This is a genomic window from Actinoplanes utahensis (genome assembly GCF_016862455.1).
Classification (GTDB): domain Bacteria; phylum Actinomycetota; class Actinomycetes; order Mycobacteriales; family Micromonosporaceae; genus Actinoplanes; species Actinoplanes utahensis.
On the sequence record NZ_BOMZ01000084.1, the window covers coordinates 1 to 17,980 of the forward strand.

19 protein-coding genes are annotated in these 17,980 nt (G+C 71.3%); 9 read left to right on the top strand and 10 right to left on the bottom strand.

Features of this window, described 5'->3' with window-relative positions; all coding sequences use genetic code 11:
- Positions 1–32: 32 nt before the first annotated feature.
- Complete coding sequence (locus Aut01nite_RS29330; protein ID WP_043524246.1) at positions 33–830, bottom strand: DUF6807 domain-containing protein; 798 nt, start codon at positions 828–830, stop codon at positions 33–35.
- 277 nt (positions 831–1,107) lie between these two features.
- Here Aut01nite_RS29330 and Aut01nite_RS29335 point away from each other — a divergent pair, with 277 nt between their 5' ends.
- From Aut01nite_RS29335 to Aut01nite_RS29345, 3 genes are all read left to right on the top strand, one after another.
- Positions 1,108–1,683 (top strand): hypothetical protein, encoded by a 576-nt coding sequence (locus tag Aut01nite_RS29335; RefSeq protein ID WP_204037724.1) that lies wholly within the window; start codon positions 1,108–1,110, stop codon positions 1,681–1,683.
- 13 nt (positions 1,684–1,696) lie between these two features.
- Positions 1,697–2,824, top strand: a complete 1,128-nt coding sequence (locus tag Aut01nite_RS29340) for a type III PLP-dependent enzyme (protein ID WP_063958749.1) — start codon at positions 1,697–1,699, stop codon at positions 2,822–2,824.
- Between the two features lie 122 nt (positions 2,825–2,946).
- Positions 2,947–5,259 carry a bifunctional diguanylate cyclase/phosphodiesterase gene (locus Aut01nite_RS29345; RefSeq protein WP_043524245.1) on the top strand — a complete coding sequence of 771 codons (2,313 nt, stop codon included), beginning with the start codon at positions 2,947–2,949 and terminating at the stop codon, positions 5,257–5,259.
- 51 nt (positions 5,260–5,310) lie between these two features.
- Here the strand turns inward: Aut01nite_RS29345 and Aut01nite_RS29350 are convergent, their stop codons facing one another.
- The gene (locus Aut01nite_RS29350) at positions 5,311–6,204 is read right to left on the bottom strand and encodes an NADP-dependent oxidoreductase (RefSeq protein ID WP_043524244.1); all 894 of its coding nucleotides are present in this window, start codon (positions 6,202–6,204) and stop codon (positions 5,311–5,313) included.
- A 171-nt stretch (positions 6,205–6,375) separates the two neighbouring features.
- Between Aut01nite_RS29350 and Aut01nite_RS29355 the strand changes: the two genes are divergently transcribed.
- The gene (locus Aut01nite_RS29355; RefSeq protein WP_236642643.1) at positions 6,376–7,227 is read left to right on the top strand and encodes a helix-turn-helix transcriptional regulator; all 852 of its coding nucleotides are present in this window, start codon (positions 6,376–6,378) and stop codon (positions 7,225–7,227) included.
- Positions 7,228–7,273: 46 nt separating this feature from the next.
- Here the strand turns inward: Aut01nite_RS29355 and Aut01nite_RS29360 are convergent, their stop codons facing one another.
- Positions 7,274–7,753 carry a GyrI-like domain-containing protein gene (locus tag Aut01nite_RS29360; protein ID WP_043524242.1) on the bottom strand — a complete coding sequence of 160 codons (480 nt, stop codon included), beginning with the start codon at positions 7,751–7,753 and terminating at the stop codon, positions 7,274–7,276.
- A gap of 222 nt (positions 7,754–7,975) precedes the next feature.
- Entirely contained in the window at positions 7,976–9,337 is a 1,362-nt protein-coding gene (locus Aut01nite_RS29365; protein ID WP_043524240.1) for a gluzincin family metallopeptidase, read from the bottom strand.
- 368 nt (positions 9,338–9,705) lie between these two features.
- Here Aut01nite_RS29365 and Aut01nite_RS29370 point away from each other — a divergent pair, with 368 nt between their 5' ends.
- Both Aut01nite_RS29370 and Aut01nite_RS29375 read left to right on the top strand, forming a co-directional pair.
- The gene (locus Aut01nite_RS29370; protein ID WP_043524239.1) at positions 9,706–10,419 is read left to right on the top strand and encodes an alpha/beta fold hydrolase; all 714 of its coding nucleotides are present in this window, start codon (positions 9,706–9,708) and stop codon (positions 10,417–10,419) included.
- 57 nt (positions 10,420–10,476) lie between these two features.
- Complete coding sequence (locus tag Aut01nite_RS29375) at positions 10,477–10,944, top strand: hypothetical protein (RefSeq protein WP_152628621.1); 468 nt, start codon at positions 10,477–10,479, stop codon at positions 10,942–10,944.
- 4 nt (positions 10,945–10,948) lie between these two features.
- Here the strand turns inward: Aut01nite_RS29375 and Aut01nite_RS29380 are convergent, their stop codons facing one another.
- Together Aut01nite_RS29380 and Aut01nite_RS44440 are read right to left on the bottom strand one after the other, a co-directional pair.
- Positions 10,949–11,539, bottom strand: coding sequence for a TetR/AcrR family transcriptional regulator (locus Aut01nite_RS29380; protein ID WP_052163526.1), 591 nt, complete (start codon positions 11,537–11,539; stop codon positions 10,949–10,951).
- Positions 11,540–11,562: 23 nt separating this feature from the next.
- The gene (locus Aut01nite_RS44440) at positions 11,563–11,685 is read right to left on the bottom strand and encodes a hypothetical protein (RefSeq protein WP_268871698.1); all 123 of its coding nucleotides are present in this window, start codon (positions 11,683–11,685) and stop codon (positions 11,563–11,565) included.
- A gap of 86 nt (positions 11,686–11,771) precedes the next feature.
- On the opposite strand from Aut01nite_RS44440, the gene Aut01nite_RS29385 reads away from it, so the two are divergent.
- Entirely contained in the window at positions 11,772–12,158 is a 387-nt protein-coding gene (locus tag Aut01nite_RS29385) for a VOC family protein (RefSeq protein WP_043524237.1), read from the top strand.
- On the opposite strand, the gene Aut01nite_RS29390 is transcribed toward Aut01nite_RS29385, so the two are convergent.
- The gene (locus tag Aut01nite_RS29390) at positions 12,149–12,661 is read right to left on the bottom strand and encodes a hypothetical protein (protein WP_043524236.1); all 513 of its coding nucleotides are present in this window, start codon (positions 12,659–12,661) and stop codon (positions 12,149–12,151) included. The two genes, Aut01nite_RS29385 and Aut01nite_RS29390, sit on opposite strands and share 10 nt — an antisense overlap.
- Positions 12,662–13,090: 429 nt before the next feature.
- Here Aut01nite_RS29390 and Aut01nite_RS29395 point away from each other — a divergent pair, with 429 nt between their 5' ends.
- Entirely contained in the window at positions 13,091–14,068 is a 978-nt protein-coding gene (locus Aut01nite_RS29395) for a 2-dehydropantoate 2-reductase (RefSeq protein WP_043524235.1), read from the top strand.
- Between the two features lie 24 nt (positions 14,069–14,092).
- Here the strand turns inward: Aut01nite_RS29395 and Aut01nite_RS29400 are convergent, their stop codons facing one another.
- Positions 14,093–15,301: a hypothetical protein gene (locus Aut01nite_RS29400; protein ID WP_152628620.1), complete on the bottom strand. Its 1,209-nt coding sequence runs from the start codon at positions 15,299–15,301 to the stop codon at positions 14,093–14,095.
- Positions 15,298–15,783, bottom strand: a complete 486-nt coding sequence (locus tag Aut01nite_RS29405) for a SigE family RNA polymerase sigma factor (RefSeq protein ID WP_173476656.1) — start codon at positions 15,781–15,783, stop codon at positions 15,298–15,300. Before Aut01nite_RS29405 ends, Aut01nite_RS29400 begins: the two co-directional genes overlap by 4 nt.
- A 60-nt stretch (positions 15,784–15,843) precedes the next feature.
- Between Aut01nite_RS29405 and manD the strand changes: the two genes are divergently transcribed.
- Complete coding sequence (gene manD, locus Aut01nite_RS29410) at positions 15,844–17,052, top strand: D-mannonate dehydratase ManD (protein WP_043524232.1); 1,209 nt, start codon at positions 15,844–15,846, stop codon at positions 17,050–17,052.
- On the opposite strand, the gene Aut01nite_RS29415 is transcribed toward manD, so the two are convergent.
- A complete protein-coding gene (locus tag Aut01nite_RS29415; protein WP_043524231.1) occupies positions 17,053–17,868 on the bottom strand; it encodes a poly(ethylene terephthalate) hydrolase family protein in 816 nt (271 codons plus the stop codon). It lies immediately after the preceding gene.
- Between the last annotated feature and the right edge of the window lie 112 nt (positions 17,869–17,980).

The following is a 17,980-nucleotide window of genomic DNA, read 5'->3' on the forward strand; positions in this document are numbered from 1 at the left end:
GGTGACGCCGGCGACGGGTGGCGGAGACCCGCTCAGGGATTGCCGGTGGCGCCGATGTCGTCGCGGGTGAGGACGCCGTCGGCGACCAGGACACGGATCTCCCTGGTGTACGGGACGCCCGGCTCGATCGTGAGGGTGTGGTCGTAGGCGAGCGCGACGCACACGCCGTTGTAGTCGCCGGTGCGGGCGAACCAGCGGTCGTCGCCGGCCAGACCACGGAAGACCAGGGTGTACGCGTCCCGCACGGTCAGGGCCACCCACGGCTCGGCCGAACCGTGCGGTTCCGCGCCGGAGGGGGTGAACGCCACCGCCTCGCCGGCCGTGGCGCGCCAGAAGAAGCCGCCGTAACCCGCTCCGCCGGTGCGGCCGTTCGTCGCGGGGCTGCCGATCACCACCGCGGACTCGCGGGGGGCGCTCAGCTCGTACCGGAAGGAGAGCTCCCAGCCGTGCGGGGCGGGACCGGCCGTGACCGAACGCCGCTCGCGCAGCAGGGTCCGGCCGCCGGCATCGCACCAGCGCAGGCCGTCGCTCAGGCCGCCGGGCAGCGGCGTCCGGCCGTCCGACACGACCCGGCCGTGGTCGTCGCGCCAGATGTAACCCTCGTCACGTACGTAGGTGCGGCCGCCCCAGATGTTGATCCCGTCGACGTCCTGCATGGTCACCGAGGCTCCGAGGTGCCAGGGATGGTCCTGCGGGAACTCGTCGGTGACGACTGTTCCGCCGAGGGTGCGGACCGGGTGCAGGTAGGGCCGTGGCGCCAGCCGGATGTCGACGTCGGGGCTGGTCACGTAGGTGGCGACAGCGATTCCGTCGACCAGCAGTTCGGTCATCCCGCAGACCTTTCTCGGCGTGGCTCCCCACCTGCGGGTAAGCGCTTTCCCGTCGGACGCTAGCCGGGTGCCGGGCAGCTGGCAAGATCACCGCAGGCGATCGGTGACGATTTATTCATGATCATCTCATGGTGAACGAGTGTGCACTGTGGATGCGCCGCGATTCCGCTCGCCGGATCTTGTAGGCGAAAATAGCCCGTGATAAATTCCCCTGGCTCAATGTGCCGTGATCGCACTCGTGAGCTGCTGTTCCCCCCGACAGAGAGAATGTGACTCCGTGGCGACCACCGGCGTGCGCGGTCGACATTGGCTGCGCAAGGCACGGGAATGGTGTTCCCGCTACCTGCCCGCCGAGGCGCTGGGAACCGTGTGCTCAGTCATCGGCGCCTATGCCGCATTCCAGGTCTGGGACAGCCGGGCCGCCGCGGCGCTGGCCGGGACGATCGCCGAGAACGCCGGGTTCTACGGGGTGATGGTGGCCCTGGAGTGGCGGCGCCAGGCCGGCGGCCCGCCCGGCCGGCGCCGGCGCGCGGCACGGACCGCGGGGATGCTGTCGGCCGAGTTCGGACCCGCCGAGGCGTTCGACTCCCTGGCCGTTCGCCCGCTCATGCTCTTCGTCGGCCCCTTCCTGACCGGCGGCATCGTCACCGGCTCCGCGCTCGGCAAGGTCCTCGCCGACGTCGTCTTCTACATCGTGGCGATCATCTGCTACGAGGCCGCTCAGCGGCGCGCCGCGGCCCGGAGGCGCCGGATCGCCGCCGTGGCGATCGCGCCGTCCGGCCCACGCTTCGCCGCCGTGGTCGCCGTCGGCGCGCCACGGCCGCGGCAAGGCAGCACCACCGGCCCGGGCTGAAACGGAGAACATCGTGCGCCGCCAGGAACACACCCCCCGCCTGCTGATGGACCTCGACGCGGTGGCCGCGAGCCACCGGCGGATGACCGCGGCCCTACCCGGCGTCACGCTGCACTACGCCATGAAGTGCAACGACTTCCCGCCCGTGCTGAGCACCCTGAACGATCTCGGCTGCCGGTTCGAGATCGCCTCCGCCCGGGAGCTCGATCTTCTGCTGCCCCTGGGCGTCGACGCTGGTCAGGTGCTGTTCAGCAACCCGGTGAAGGCGCCCGCGCAGATCGCGCGCACCCATGCCCTGGGCGTGCGGCGGTTCGCCTTCGACTCGGTCGCCGAGCTGGACAAGCTGGCGGCCCTGGCTCCGGGCGCCGAGGTGTTCGTCCGGATCGCCGCCCCGGACATCGACAGCGAGGTGCCCAGCGAGGGCAAGTTCGGCGTCGACCCGGGCGCCGCCGCCGCGTTGCTGCTGACGGCTCGCGACCGCGGCCTGCGGCCGTACGGGATCGCCTTCCACGTCGGCTCGCAGATGATGCGCCCGGCCGCCTGGCGGGCCCCGCTGACCGCCGCGGGCGAGATCATGGCGAGGCTCGCCGCGGACGGCATCCGCCTCGAGATGGTCGACCTGGGCGGCGGTTTCCCGGCCCGCTACGACGTGCCACCACCCCCGGCGGCCGAGTACGGCGCGGTGATCGCGGCCGGCCTGTCCACCCTGCCCTATCCGGTACGCGCCGTCGCGGAGCCGGGCCGGGCGCTCGTCGCCGAGGCCGGCACGCTCGTCGCGACGGTGATCGGGACCGCCGAGCGGGCCGGGCGCCGCTGGGTGCACCTCGACGTCGGCGCGTTCAACGGGCTGATGGAGAGCCTGGAGACCGGCAACCGGCTGCACTTCCCGGTGTGGGACTCGCTCGACCGGGACCCGGTGCCGTGCCATCTCACCGGCCCGACCTGTGACAGCCAGGACACGATCCTGTTCGGTGTGCCGCTGTCGCGCGGACTGTCCACCGGTGACCAGGTCTTCATCGGCAGCGCGGGGGCGTACACCTCGGTTTACGCCTCGTCTTTCAACGGCTTCGACACCCCTTTCGTCGAAGCCGTCGGGGGTTCCCGGCCGGATGGGACACACAGGACACTCGCCGTGCACTAAGATCCAGATCGGTCGATTTCGAGGCGTGTTCCCCCTTAATACGCCTATTCGAGTGCCCCCCTATTTTTCTTCACCATTACTCGGTCGACCGCTAAGCATATTTTGACGACGGGATCAGAATTGTGACGCACACCCCGGCCCACGTCGACCAGGCGGACGCGGTCGATCGAGACGAGGGCATCCTCACCAGCAGAATCTTCCGGCAGGCGCGCGTCCTGGTGGCCGGGCTCGGCTTCCTCTACGCGCTCACCACCCTGGCCCCCTTCGCCACCCGCCCGGACCTTCTGGACAACGGCTTCTATCCGGTCGTGCTGATCTGCACCTGCCTGCTGGCGCTGGCCCGCCCACTGCTGGCCCGGCGCAACCGGACCGCCTGGCTGCTGATAGCCCTCGCCGTCACCTCCTGGTCGATCGGCGACATCTACTGGCAGGCGGCGTTCTCCGACGCCGCGGTGATCCCGGTGCCGTCGCTGGCCGACGCGTTCTACGTGGGGATGTACCCGCTCGCCTACCTGGGCCTGATCCTGCTCGCCCGGGCCGGAAGCAAGCGGCTGCCCGCGTCGGTGTGGCTCGACGGCCTGGTCTCGTCGCTGGCCGCCGGCGCGGTGTTCTCCGCGATCGCGCTCGCCGACGTGCTGGCGAAGGCGGACGCCGACAACAGCGCCGCCACGCTGACCAACCTGTCCTACCCGATCGGCGACCTGTTGCTGCTGGTCGTCACGGTGGCCGCGCTGGCGATGGTCCGGTGGCGGCGCGATCCGGCCTGGTGGCTGCTCGGCATCGGCGCCGGGTTCTTCGCCATCGCCGACACCGCCTACCTGTTCAGCCTGGCCAACAACACCTACAGCGACGGCAACTGGGTCGACGGCGTGTGGATGGCCGGGCTGACCCTGATGGCGCTGGCCGGCTCGGCCCGCAGCCGCGGCCCGGTCGAGGAGGCCCGCGCGTTCGCGACCCTGATCGTGCCGATCCTGTTCTCGCTGTGCGCGCTCGGGGTGCTGATCGTCGGCACGTTCGTGGAGATCCACCCGATCTCGATCATCCTGGCCAGTGGCTGCCTGATCGCCGCGGGCGGGCGGACCGCGCTCACCTTCGAGCAGGCACGCGAGCTGGCCCGGACCCAGAAGGCGGCGAACACCGACCTGCTCAGCGGCCTGGGCAACCGGCGGGTCCTCGACGCCGAACTGCCCGCCCTGCTGTCGAAGATCACGCCGGGCAGCCAGCTGGCGCTCACCATCATCACCGTCGACCACCTGCCCGACATCAACGCCATCCTCGGGTACAGCACCGGCGACACGATCATCGACACGGTCGGCGCCCGGCTGCGCGAGAACCTGCCCGAGGACGCGATCCCGGCCCGTCTCGGCGGGGTGGAGATGGCCGTGCTGCGGATGTTCGGGCCGGGCGAGCTCAACAACATCGACGGCCAGACCCGCGCGCTGCTACGCAAACTCGCCACTCCGGTGCCGGTCGGCGAAGGCGCCGTGCAGATCGAGCTGAGCACCGGCATCGCCCTCGCGCCGATGCACGCGAACCGCCCCGCCGACCTGATCCGGTGCGCCGTCGACGCGCTGCGGGTCGCGAAGGAGAACCGCAGCGAGGTGGAGACGTACGGCCGGAGCGCCGACTTCGGCAACGAGTTCGGCCCGTCGGTGTTCCCGGATCTGCTCCGCGCGGTGGAGAAGTCGGAGTTCGCCACCTACTTCCAGCCGAAGATCGACCTGGCGACCGGGCGGCCGATCGCGATGGAGGCGATCCTGCGGTGGCACCACCCGACGCTCGGGGTGATCGACGCCGACCGGGTGCGGCCGCTGGCGGTACGTCTGGGCCTGGCCCGCCAGCTGACCCGGATCCTGCTCGAATCGGCCCTGGCCACCTGCGGCTACTGGCTGCGGCAGGGCATCGAGATGGGCGTGGCGATCGACGTGACGGCCGCCGACGTGCTCGACGCACGACTGCCGTACGAGCTCGGCCCCCTGATCAACAAGTTCGGCCTGCCGTACGGCGCGGTGACCCTGGAGATCTCCGAGGAGGTGCTGCTGATCGACCCGCGGCGCACCTCGAACGCGCTCGGCCAGCTGCGCCACTTCGGGGTCCGGCTCTCGCTGGACCACTACGGCCGGTCGGCGCCGTCGCTGACCCGGCTGCGGTCCACCCCGGTCGAGGAGCTGAAACTCGACCCGGCGTTCGTCACCCCGATCCTGGAGAGCCCGCAGGACGCGGCGGTCGTCCGGTCCACCGTCGAACTGGCGAAATCGCTGAACATCACGACCGTCGTCGAGGGCGTCGACTCCCGTGAGCTGTACGACGCGGTGGTCCAGATCGGCTGCACCGGCGGCCAGGGTTCCGCCCTCGGCCCGATCATGAACGGCGACGAGCTGCACGCCTGGGTCGGTCAGCAGGCCCAGCGGCAGGCCGCGCCCGCCCGGTACTGACCAGCGGCACCGGCCGTGGGCGGGGATCGGTCCCGCCCACGGCCGCGGCCGTCACGGGTGCAGCAGAATCTTGCCGCGAGTGTGGCCGCCGGCCAGCTGCTCGTGCGCCTTGCCCGCGTCGGCCAGCGGGAACGTCTGCGCCACCGTGATCCGCAGGCCCGCGGACGCCAGCTCCGCCAGACCCTCGGCGGTACGGGGACCGTCGGCGGAGAACGGGACGCCGAGCTCCCGCGCGGCCACCCCGTCGGCGATCGTGACGATCCGGTCGGTGCCACCCCGCAGCTCCACCGACACCGGCAGCGCGCCCTGCCCGGCAGCGTCGAAGACCGCGCCGACACCGCGCGGGGCCACCGCACGGACCCGGTCGGCCAGGCCGTCGCCGTACGCCACCGGCACCGCCCCCAGCGACCGCAGATGGTCGTGGTTGGCCGGGGACGCCGTCCCGACGACGGTCGCCCCGCGCGCCACCGCCAGCTGCACGGCCACCCCGCCGACCCCACCGGACGCCCCGTGCAGCAGCAGCGTGTCGCCGGCGCCGACGGCGAGCAGGTCCAGCACCCGCTGCGCGGTCTCACCGGCCACCGGCAGCGCCGCCGCCTCGTCCCAGCCCAGCCCGGCCGGTTTGCGGGCCACCACGGTGGCCAGCGCGTACTCCGCGTAGGCGCCGGTGTCGGTGAACCCGAACACCTCGTCGCCGGCGGCCAGGCCGGTGACGTCCGCGCCGACCGCGTCGACCACACCGGACGCCTCCCAGCCGAGGATCCTCGGGAACGTGGTCGGGAAGACCTGCTCCAGCCAGCCGCTGCGGATCTTGTAATCGACCGGGTTGACCCCGGCGGACCTCACCCGCAGCCGGATCTGGCCCGGTCCCGGCCGCGGCACCTCGGCCTGCGCCACGTGCAGCACCTCGGGTCCGCCGAACCGGTCGAAGACGATCGCCTCCATGACTGCCACCTCTCTCGTCGTCTGGGACGGCACCCACTGTGCGGCGGCGGACGGCCGTTGTGGAGCGGACCGTTCCTCCTGGGATCGGCGGTCCCCCGCCGTCCGGCCAGGACGTTCCCTAGGATCGGCGGTCCCTGGCTCCGGCGCGGCGGCTGCCTCAGGATGGACGGCATGGATCGACGTGAGCTGGCCGACTTCATCCGGCGCTGCCGGGAACGGCTGGGGCCGCAGGAGGTCGGGCTGGCGGCCGGCCCACGCCGGCGCACCCCGGGACTGCGCCGGGAGGAGGTGGCGCTGCTGGCCGGCATGTCCGCCGACTACCTGATGCGCCTGGAGCAGGCGCGCAGCCCGCAGCCGTCCACCCAGCTGCTGCGGTCGCTGGCGCAGGCGCTGCGGCTCGACGACGACGAACGCGACCACCTCTACCTGCTCGCCGGGCACCGGCCGCCGGGCGGGCGGCTGGCCGGCACCCATGTGCGGCCCGGCCTGCTCTACCTGCTGGACCAGCTCACCGGGGTGCCCGCCCAGATCGTCAGCGACCTCGGTGACCTGCTGGCGCAGAACACCATGGCCCAGATCCTGTTCGGCGACATCTGCGTGCCGTTCGACCACGATCACGGCCAGGATCACAACATCGTGTGGCGGTGGTTCAACGACCCGCGGATGCGGGCCGCGTACCCGGCGGAGGAGCACGACTACTGGGCGCGGTTGTACGTGGCCGACCTGCGCGCGGCGGTCGCCCGCCGCGGCTCCGACCCGGTGGCGGCCGCGCTCGTCGCCCGGCTGCGGGCGTCCGGCACCGAGTTCGGCGAGGTGTGGGACCGGCACGAGGTGGCGGTGCGGCGGCACAGCCGGATCCGGTTGCGGCACCCGACGGTCGGGCTGATCGAGTTCGACTGCGAGACCCTGGCGACCCCGGCGGAGGATCAGCGCCTGGAACTGCTCACCGCGCCACCGGGCAGCGACACCGCCGGTCATCTGGAACTGCTGCGGGTGGTGGGCCGGGAGTCCTTCGCCGGATAGCGTCCCCGTGCCGTCGGCTGCTCCTCGGGACGGCGGCCCGGGCGGGTCAGGCGGTCACTTCCCCGATCGGGAACTGGACCTCGGTGCGCAGTTCCTCGGGGGCGACGGTCTCGGGCACGTCCAGGTAGACCTCGCGGGGCGCGCCGTGCGGTCCGGCGCCGTGCTCCTCGATCCACGTCTCCAGGACCTGGTACGCCGGAGAGATCTCCTGGTAGGGGCCGTGGTGGATGGTGGCGGCGACCTTGCCGGCGGGGATCTCGTAATAGCGGACCACACCCTCCGGGAGGGTGGCCCCGGCCGGGACCGGGACGCAGATCTCCACGTCGCCCTCGGTGTCGGCGTCGAGGACCGCGTGGTAGATCACGAACGGCGGCCCGTCCGGGGTGGCGCCGGCCGTGCTGACGGCGCCGATCACCGTGCCGAACCCGTGCTGGATGGCCTCGCCGATGGTGGCCAGGTTCGCCCGCAGGGTCAGGGCGGCCACCGGGCGGATGGCGACCTCCTTGACGGTGACCTCGTACGTCATCGTGTTCCTCCTCGATCGGCGGCGTCCCTTCCAGGGTCAGGCTTCGACCGCCGGAAGAGCCGCCGGTTCGCGAAGTTGACCCGCAAGGAGACACGCCAGACCGGCACGGGAGGGCAGGTGATCCTGTCGTGACCGTGGTGGCACACCGGTGCGGGTGGGCGTCCGCGAGCGCGTTCATCGACGTGTTCCGCCGCGCTCTCGGGCACCCACCCGGCCGGTTCTTCAGGGACGGACGGTGAGCCGGGCGCCGTTGGATCGGGGCGCCGGGATCATGTAGTCACGCTGCGCCTCGCCGGTGGGCGCCGGGCCCTGAAGGGTGGTGAAACCGCAGTTCATGATGGTGTGCTGGCGCACCAGCATGGACGTCGGCACCGGCGCGATCTCCCGCCAGGCGAAGCATTCGCGGATGATCTGCGCGTGCGCGCCCATGGTCAGCTCCCGGTCCGCGTCCAGGATCGCCCGCAGCATGCCGTGGTAGGTCAGGAAGTCCGCCGAGATGCTGCTGTAGGTGATGGCGAGGAGCCGGCCCAGGTAATCGCGGGCCATCAGCAGCGACTCCTTGAACGCCGACTCGTTGCCGGCGTACGCGGTGGCGAACTCGCCCTGGATCTGCCGCAGGTCGGCCTCGTTGCCGGGCAGGTGGGTGGACCGGTTGCGCAGGTCCTCGGTGATCAGTTTCCGATCGACCAGATCCTGCTGGAACACCTCCACCATGGTGTCGAAGATCGCTCCGGTCAGCGGCAGCGACCGCTCGTGCGGCTGGTCGCTGACGTCCGACATGCGCCGCGAGTTCAGCGCCACCCGGATCTCCCGGCTGTTCGACAGCTCACCCACCCGGTCCAGGCCGTTGACGGTGAGCAGGTTGCCCTTGGTGGAGTCGAGCAGCTGGTCGACGAGGGAGTGGAAGTGCAGCGACGCCACGATCGCGACCAGGTCACCGGCCGACTCGTGCATGCCGCCGTAGTCGACGCCCTCGTCGAACGGGCTGGCCGGCACCCCCACCTCGGCGAAGATGATGCTGTGGCCGAGCTCGTGGGCCAGCACGTCGAAGTTCTCACAGAACGGCCGGTCGTGATCGATCGTGCCGTTCTCCTTGCGCCCGAACCCGAATTCCAGGAATCCGTAACCGGACTGGGCGTTGTCCCATTCGATCAACGGGATCAGTTCGAGGCGGGCGAAATCAGACTCGAAATGCCATTGGATGGTACGGCCGAAGTAGTCCTCCCAGATGTCGAGGACCCGGCGGACGGTCGCGTACATCGTGGCCGCCTTGAATTCCCGGCTGTCCGGGTCGAGGTGATCGAAATGGCCGTTCTCGGCCGGCCGGACCGGTGGCCGCGCCGAACCGCGGAAGGGTGGGCGGAAGAAACTGTTGTAGGGCTGCTTGCCGATCGCGTCGACCACGAACATCCGGTCGTCGGCGGGTCCGGGCTGCATGGCAGCCGGTTCGACGGAGAGCACCACGACCTCGGGCTCCGCGAAGAGCGGCTCGTCGGTGCCTTCCTTGGTCAGGAAGCGGGGTTGCGGAAAGATCCGGAATTTGGTGCCGGACTCCGCGAGTCGACGATCCAGTTCCACTGACATGTGACCCTCCGGCCGCCGTTGGAATTGTCAGAACTCCAATGGATGCCTCATGAATGCCGAAGTCAACGCAGCTGTCCAAGAACCATCCGAAAGACACGGGACGGATATGATCGGCAGCCGTCGGCCGGATGATCGGTGGGCGCAGGACCCGGCGGGACGGGGCAGTGTTCTTCGCCCCGCCGGATCCTGCGCCGGCGACAACCGTACAAAAAGGTCGTCCCCTCCTGGGGGTGAAAGTACGGTCAGCTATCCGACGCGGTCAGGACGCCGATCTCGGCCGGGAACCAGCGCGATGCACTCGTTTGTCACTGATAGCCAACATGCCCGCCGTAGGTTCCCGGCTGTCGGAACATCCACGGGAGGTAGTCATGTCCAAGCCGGTCGTCGTCCTGGTGCACGGAGCGTTCGCCGAGTCCGCGAGCTGGAACGGTGTCGTATCGCTGCTGGCCGAGGCGGGTGTCACCACGCTCGCGGTGGCCAACCCGCTGCGCAGCCTCTCCGGTGACGCCACCTACGTCCGGGACGTGGTCGCCTCGCTGAACGGCCCGGTCGTCCTGGTCGGGCACTCCTACGGCGGTCAGGTCATCACCCAGGCCGCCGCCGGGAACGACGCGGTGAAGGCGCTCGTCTACGTCGCCGCGTTCACCCCGGAGGCGGGCGAGAGCGCCCTGCAGCTGTCCGGCAGGTTCGAGGGCAGCACCCTCGGCGGAGCGGTCGTCCCGCGCACGCTCACCGGCGGCGGTGTCGAGCTGTCGATCGAGGCGGGTAAGTTCCCGCAGCAGTTCGCCGCCGATGTCGACCCGGCCACGGCCGCGCTGATGGCCGTCACCCAGCGCCCGGTCACCGAGGCCGCGCTGACCGAGGGCCTGGCCGACGGTGAGCCCGCGTGGCGTACCGTGCCGAGCTTCTTCGTCTGGGGCAGCGCCGACCGCAACATCCCGGCCGAGGCGATGGCGTTCATGGCCGAGCGGGCCGGCGGCCGCGTCCAGCGCGAGATCGAGGGCGCCGGTCACGCCCTGCCGGTCTCCCAGCCGGCCGCCGTCGCCGAGACGATCCTGGCCGCGGTCGCCGCCCTCGGCTGACCCGCGCCGGGGTGCCAGGGCGGGCGCTCCCCGCCCTGGCACCGGCACAATGCCGCGATGAGCTGGTCGATGTACGTGATGGCACTGAGCGACGGCATGCGGGAGTTCGCCGACGGAGTGTCCTTCACGCGCGGGCTCCCGGCGGGCCCGATCCCCGCGAATCCGCCGCCCACGGTCGCCGCGGTGCTCGCCGCGTTCCGCGCGGCCGGCTGTCACGGCACGGCCTGGTTCCGGTTGAGCGACGCCGATCCGGCCGCCCACCTGCCGGAATGCCCGAATCCCAGCGCCTGCGACGGCCTCGACCTGGGCGAGATCAACATCCACGCCGGTCAGGTCATCGACCTCGGCACGCCGGTGGATCACCTGGCGTTCCGGAAACCGCACCCCGCTGCCGTCCTCGCGGCGGCCTGCGCCCTGGCCGGGACCTGCGGACCGCGACTGGTCTTCGACGACTCGTGCGAGGACTTCTTCGCCGTCCACCCCGGCGAGACCGCCGCCGCCTTGCGTGCCGACTGGCCGTGGTGATCCGTCAGACGCCGAGGACCCGCAGGAAGGCGCCGGTCAGATGCTCGGCGGCGTCCTCGACGGTCCAGCCGAGGGTGCCGGTCAGGTCGACCACCACCCGCTCGTCGAAGATCGTCAGCCACATCAGGACCGCGAACCGCACGTCCTGCGCCGGCGCCGCGCCGTCGCGGATCGCCGCCTCGACGAGCCGGTCCAGCCGCTGATAGAGGCCACCGACGAACGGATCACCCCGCCGCGCCAGCACGCCCCGCGGCGACCGGATGTGCACGGCCGCGGCGCCCCAGCGGGACGCCCGCGCCACCCATTCCCGGCACACCGCCTGGATGTCGGCGATCGGATCGGCCCCGGCCGGGAGCCGGTCGAAGGCCTCCATCAGCTCGCCGGTCAGCTCACCGAAGAACGCGTCGACGGCACTCGCCGTGTCGGAGAAGTTCCGGTAGGCGGTCGCCGTGGAGATCCCGGCCAGCTCCGCCGCCTCCGCCAGCGAGAATCCGGGCCCGCGCTCGGCCAGCAACTCCCCCACCGCGGCCAGCAGAGCCGCCCGCCGCAGCCGCGCGTCCCCGCGCCGCTGCCGTTCTCCCGCACCCGCCGCCATCCTCCGGATCTTAGGGACCGGCGTCAGCGGCGGACGTCGAGTGGCAGCTTGTCGACGCTCACCGTCATCCACGGGTTGCGGTGCTCGATCGGTGCGTCGGTGGCGGCGATGTCCCGGTAGCGGTCGAGCAGGAAACGCAGCGCCACCCTGGCCTGGAGCGACCCCGGAGCACCGATGAGTTGCGGGCCGTCGGCCGGTCTACCGGAGAAGCAGACCGACGGAAAGGATCACCATGCCCACCGTTCAAGCAATCGTCAGCACCCCGCACATCGACCGCCAGATCGCCTTCTATCAGGAGCTCCTCGGTGCCGTGGAGACGAATCGGCACCCCGCCGAGGGGCCGGTCTTCTTCGTCAGCCTGCGGCTGGGCGACTCCGAGTTCGGCATCGTCGGCAACGCCGACACCGACGTGTCCCGCCCCTCGCGGACACTGCTGAGCATCGAGGTCGACGACGTCGACGCGCTGCTGCCGCGGGTGGAGGCGGCGGGCGGGCGGCTGCTCGGCCCGCCGAACGACATGCCGTGGGGTCAGCGGGTCGCCCACGTCCACGACCCGGACGGCAACATGGTCAACCTGACATGTCCCGTCCCGGCGCGTGAACCGGCCGCTCAGCAGTAGCCGGAGGGGCACTCCCCGCTGGCGAGCAGCTGGTACTGCCGGCAGGTGGGGCAGATCGCCGGCTCGGGACGGACCGCGGGCTTGGGCTTCGCCGGGGCCGCGGCCTTGCGGGCCGACGGCGCCTTGGTGGCCGTGCTCCGTGCGGCGGCGGGCGGCTTCGGCGCGGCCTGCGTCTCGACCGCTTTGACGGCGGCGTCGAGCAGGGCGTCGTAGTTGACGTCGATCCAGTCGGCGTCGAGGGAGACCAGGCTGGCCGGGTCGTCGGGGTCCTTCAGGTAGGAGCCCTCGACCGACTCCAGGAAGGCGGCTGCGCTCTCCCGGTCGATGGCGACGTCGACGCCGCCGGGGTGGATGTGGACCGCGATCCGGTTGGCGCCCTTCGGCCGGACCTGCAACGTCCGCCCGAAGGGCTTGACGTCGACGTTCGTCCGGCCGCGTAGTTCCAGCAGCAACCGGGCGACTGCCGGGGCAGCCCCGATGGGATCAGGTTCGTAGGTGTCCATCAAACCTCCGCTCCAACGGCGAACAGGGATACTCCGCACGGATCGGCGATCACGCCGATCGTGTGGACGCCGTGCGTCGAGCAAGGCACCCGACGACGATACCGTTCGCGGAGGCGGCACCGGACATCACCGCCGCCTCCCGGTGTTCAACGACCCGGCGGAACGGTCGGCACGACCGTGGCGGGGTGACCGGGACCCCGCCACACCCCGGTGGCCGCGTTCCGGCCGCGGCCGTCGCCCACCTCGCGTGGACTGCCACGGGACGGGTTCACGGTGGGCGGGTGCGGCGCACGGCGTACAAGAAAAAGGTTGTGAAGGGCAGTCTTTGTGATCGATGCCGCGGTTTCCCGCGGCGTAACGAAGCCGAAAAAGATCTCCCGCAGACTGAGAAGTGAGAAAACATTCTCAGTTACTTCGGGAGGCAGGTTCATGTCCACAAGACGGACCCGCGTCGCGGTGATCGGGGCCGGCGCGGTCGGTACGGTGGTCGCCGCGGCTGCGGTGGATGCCGGGCACGACGTGGTGGTCTGCGCGCGGCGGCGGTTGGAACGGCTGGTCGTCGAGCGGGCCGACAGCGTGCGCGAGCTGGACGTCCCGGTGCTGGTCGACCCGACCGAGGCGACCGAGGTCGACTGGGTGCTGCTGGCCACCAAGGCGCAGGACGCGGGTGGCGCGGCGGCCTGGTTCGGGCCGCTGATCGGGCCGAACACGACGGTCGTGGTGCTGCAGAACGGTGTGGATCACGCCGAGCGGATCGGGCCGCTGGTGCCGCACGGGACGCGGGTGCTGCCCGCGCTGGTGTACGTGGCGGCGGAGTCGCTGGCCCCGGGGCACACGCTGCACCGGATGGGCGCGCGGATCACGGTGCCGGGCGCGCCGGGGACGGCCCCGGACGGCGCGCGGGCGACGTTCGACTCGCCGGTCCCGGGCTCCGCGGTGCGGGCGAACGCGACCGCGACGGATCCGGCGGAGCGGTTCGCCGCGCTGCTCGACGGGTCGTGGCTGCACGTCGAGCGGGTCGCCGACTTCCCGACGGCGGCGTGGCGCAAGCTGCTGACCAACGTCGGCGCGAACCCGGTGACGTCGCTGACCATGAAGCGGATGTCCGTCATTCAGCACGATCCGGCGGTCCGGGAGCTGACGAAGGCGCTGCTGGACGAGGCGATCGCGGTCGGCAAGGCGGCCGGAGCGCGCCTCACCGAGGCCGATGTCGATCACACGCTGGAGATCTACGACGGGTTCGCCGGGGACGACGGGACCTCGATGCTCTACGACCGGCTCGCCGGGCGGGCCACCGAGCACGAGCTGATCACCGGCGCGGTGGTGCGCCTCGGCGAGCGGCACGGTGTGCCGGTGCCGCTCAACCGGGCGATCCTCGCGCTGATGCACGGCGTCAACCACAAGTGATCCGCCCGGCGCCGCCGGCCCGCGTCACCGCACCCGCACGGAGAGGGTCGCGGGGATCGGGCCGGCGGTGACCAGGGCGACCTCGCCGGTGTCCAGGTTCCAGCTGATCAGGCCTTCCAGGTCGGTCTGGGCGAGGACGGTCCGCTCGTCGATCCAGTCGAGGACGGCACAGCAGCCCTTGCGGCGGGTGCCGAGGTCGCCGAGGTCGAGGATCCGGTCGACGGAGCCGTCCCGGGTGTCCACCACGGCCATCATCTCGACGCCCTCCATGGACCCGCCGTTCGGGCCGTTCAGCGGCTTGTTGCCCCAGCCGAACGCCGCGACCCGGCCGTTCCCGTCGTACGCCCCCGCGCCGTACCACTCGTTGATGCGGAAACCCCCCGGCAGATCGCTCTCGGTGAGCCCCGCCTGCCGGACCGGTCGCGCCGACCCTGCCTGCCAGACGCGCACGATACGATCACTGCCCAGTTCGGGCAGCTCACCGGCGGCGGTGTCGGTGCCCAGGCCGCTCCAGGCCGAGATCCCGGCCGATTCCGCCGTGACGGTCGCGGCTCGCCAGTCGACCCGGACCACCCCCGGCCCACCCGCGCCGACCAGCACGATGTCGTCGCCCCACCACATGACCTGCTCGTTCAGTCCAGGAACGGGGATCCGGAACGCCTTCCCCGTGGTCAGGTCGATCACCACGAGAGCCTGCGGCTGGGGAACGGCGACGCGACGCCGGTCCGGGGAGAGGGAGGACTCGCGCAGCGGGTCCGCCTGGTTTCCACCCCCGTCATGGGTACGCACCAGAGCGCCCACGTCGACCCGGACCCACCGTCCCGTCGTGTCGAGCACGTGCAGCGGCCGCATCTCCCCCTCGTGATTGTTCTCCTGCGCGACCGCTACCGCCTCGGTCACCGGATTCGCCGAGAGCGCCGGCGCGTCGTCCGGGATGTTCCACGTTCCCGGCAGTCCGGCGACGGGCTGCCGGTGGAGCAGACCGGGGATGCGCGCGACGGGGCCGGCGGAGATCGACGGGGCGACGACCGGGATGGTCCGCTCGGGTCGCTGCTGGAGGATCACCACGGGCGTGGCGGCTGCCACCAGCACGGCGACGCCGGCCGCGACGATCCGCCGGCGGCGGCGCACCCGGCCCGCCTCCGCCCAGGCCGTGGCGGCGAACTGCGGCGGGGTGAGATCCGCCGAGGTCTGCTCGAGGAGTTCCGTGAGCCGGTTGGTTCCCATCGTCATCCCTTCCCCACCATCTCGCCGAGTTCCGGCGCCAGTTCCCGCAGTTTCCGCAGGCCCGCGCTGGCCTGGCTCTTCACCGTCCCGACCGTGACCCCGAGGATCTCCGCGGTCCGAGCCTCGGTGAGGTCGTCGAAGTAGCGCAGCACCAGCACCGCCCGCTGCCGCGGTGGCAGCCGCCGCAGCGCCGCCTCGAACATCAGGCGGCCCGGCACGTCGTCGGCCCGTTCCGGGCGTTCCGGCGGGGCGTCGCGCAGGTCCTCCCGGCGGAACCGGCGCCACCAGGAGATCGCGTCCCGGTACACGACCGTGCGCAGGAACGCCTCGGGGTCGCCCTCGCGGACCCGGTCCCAACGGAGGGCGAGCTTGACCAGCGCGCCCTGTAACAGATCCTCGGCGAGATGATGGTCGCCGCAGACCAGGTACGCCGAGCGCAGCAGCCGATGCTGGCGGGCCTCGACGAAGGCGGCGAACTCGATATCCACATCACTCCAACGCGCGGCCACCCCTGGATGGTTGGGCGGCGCCCCGACAAAGATGTCAGGATGAGAATCGTCGATGCCCGGGTGATCGTCACCTGTCCCGACCGCAACTTCGTCACGCTCAAGATCGTCACTGAGGACGGGGTCAGCGGAGTCGGGGACGCCACGCTCAACGGGCGGGAGCTCGCCGTCGCCTCCTACCTGACCGACCACGTGGCGCCCGCGCTGATCGGGCGGGACGCGTCCCGGATCGAGGACACCTGGCAGTACCTGTACCGGGGCGCGTACTGGCGGCGGGGACCGGTGACGATGACGGCCATCGCGGCGGTGGACACCGCGTTGTGGGACATCAAGGGCAAGGTGGCGGGGCTCCCGGTGTACCAGTTGCTGGGCGGCCGGTCCCGGGACGGGGTGACGGTCTACGGCCACGCCAACGCTCTTACCGTGGACGGCGTCCTGTCGGAGATCTCGACATATCTGGACCTGGGTTATCAGGCGGTTCGGGTGCAGACCGGGATCCCCGGGCTGGAGAGCACGTACGGCGTCGGCAAGGACCGCCTGTTCTACGAGCCGGCCGACGCGGCGATCCCCACCGAGAACGTCTGGTCCACCGCCCACTACCTCGACCACGTGCCGCAGGTGTTCGAGCGAGTCCGCGAGGAGTTCGGGCCGACCCTGAAGCTGCTGCACGACGTGCACCACCGGCTCACCCCGATCGAGGCGGCCCGGCTCGGCAAGAGCCTGGAGCCCTACCACCTGACCTGGATCGAGGACCCGGTGCCGGCCGAACTGCAGGAGGGGTTCCGGCTGATCCGGCAGCACACGACGACGCCGATCGCGGTGGGTGAGGTGTTCAACTCGGTCTGGGACTGCCAGCAGCTGATCACCGAGCAGCTCATCGACTACATCCGGACCACCGTCGTGCACGCGGGCGGCATCACCCACCTGCGCCGGATCTTCGACCTGGCCGCCCTGTACCACGTGCGCAGCGGCTCGCACGGCGCGACCGACCTCTCCCCCGTGTGCATGGCCGCGGCGCTGCACGTCGATCTCGCGATCCCGAACTTCGGGCTGCAGGAGTACATGCGCCACACCGAGGCCACCGACGCGGTGTTCCCGCACGGGTACACCTTCGCCGACGGATATCTGCACCCGTCGGAGGAGCCGGGGCTCGGGGTGGACATCGACGAGGAACTGGCGGCGCGGTACCCGTACCGCGCCGCCTCTCTTCCGGTGAACCGCCTGGCGGACGGCTCCATGCACCACTGGTGATCAGGTCAGATTCCTGCTGGTGACGGTCCACTGCCCGGTGGACCCGAGACCGGTGATCACCGCGCGGGCCGCCTGGTCGCCCTTGAGGTGCCACTTCAGCCAGGCGGCACCGACCCGGCCGTACTCACCGCCGTTGACCTGCGAGAACGTGCCGTAGTGACCGACCGGCAGGTGGGCGAGGTAGGCCGGCAGCCCGGCGGGCAGGCGGGCGTAGTCGTCGACCGCGTTCGGGTACGCGATGTCGTCCGGGCCGCCGGTGATGTAGGCGACCGGGGCGTGCAGCCGGGCGAGCCGGAAGTTCTCCCGGTCACTGAGCAGCCCGCTGTTCCAGAACACGGTCGTGTCGACGCGGGCGTCCGCACCGGCTTCGACGGCCTCCAGGCCGCCGCACGACTGGCCCATCACGGCGACCTTGCCGGTGCCGATGCGGCCCCGGTACTTGCTGCCGGCCCGGGAGTTCTCCGCGACGGCCCAGTCGATGGCCTCGGTCAGCATGCCGGCGTCGGTGCTGCCGGTGCCGCCCGGCCTGCCGTTCGCGATGACCAGGAACCCGTGCGAGGCGAACTCCTTGAGAATGTTCTGGAACCAGGTGCCGTCGGCGCGGCAGGCGCCGTTGCCCCAGACCACGATCGGCAGGGTGAGGCCGGCGGGGATGGTGGACGGGCGGTAGACGGTGTGGTCGTAGAGGCGGATCGTGGTCTCGTAGTCGGCGGGGTACGGTCCGGAGCCGCCGGGCGCGGCCTGCGCGGCGCCGGGATGCACACCGATCGCGACCAGGGCGGCAGCGAGCGCCGTCACGAGGATTCGGTTCCGCATCTCAGATTGCTCCCTTCTCGTCGTTCTCCCGTGGGGGACGGGCTTCCGACGATGCCCGAGCATCGACAGACGTGAATCGGTGAAATCGCCTGCGGTGCTCGCCGGGATCGCT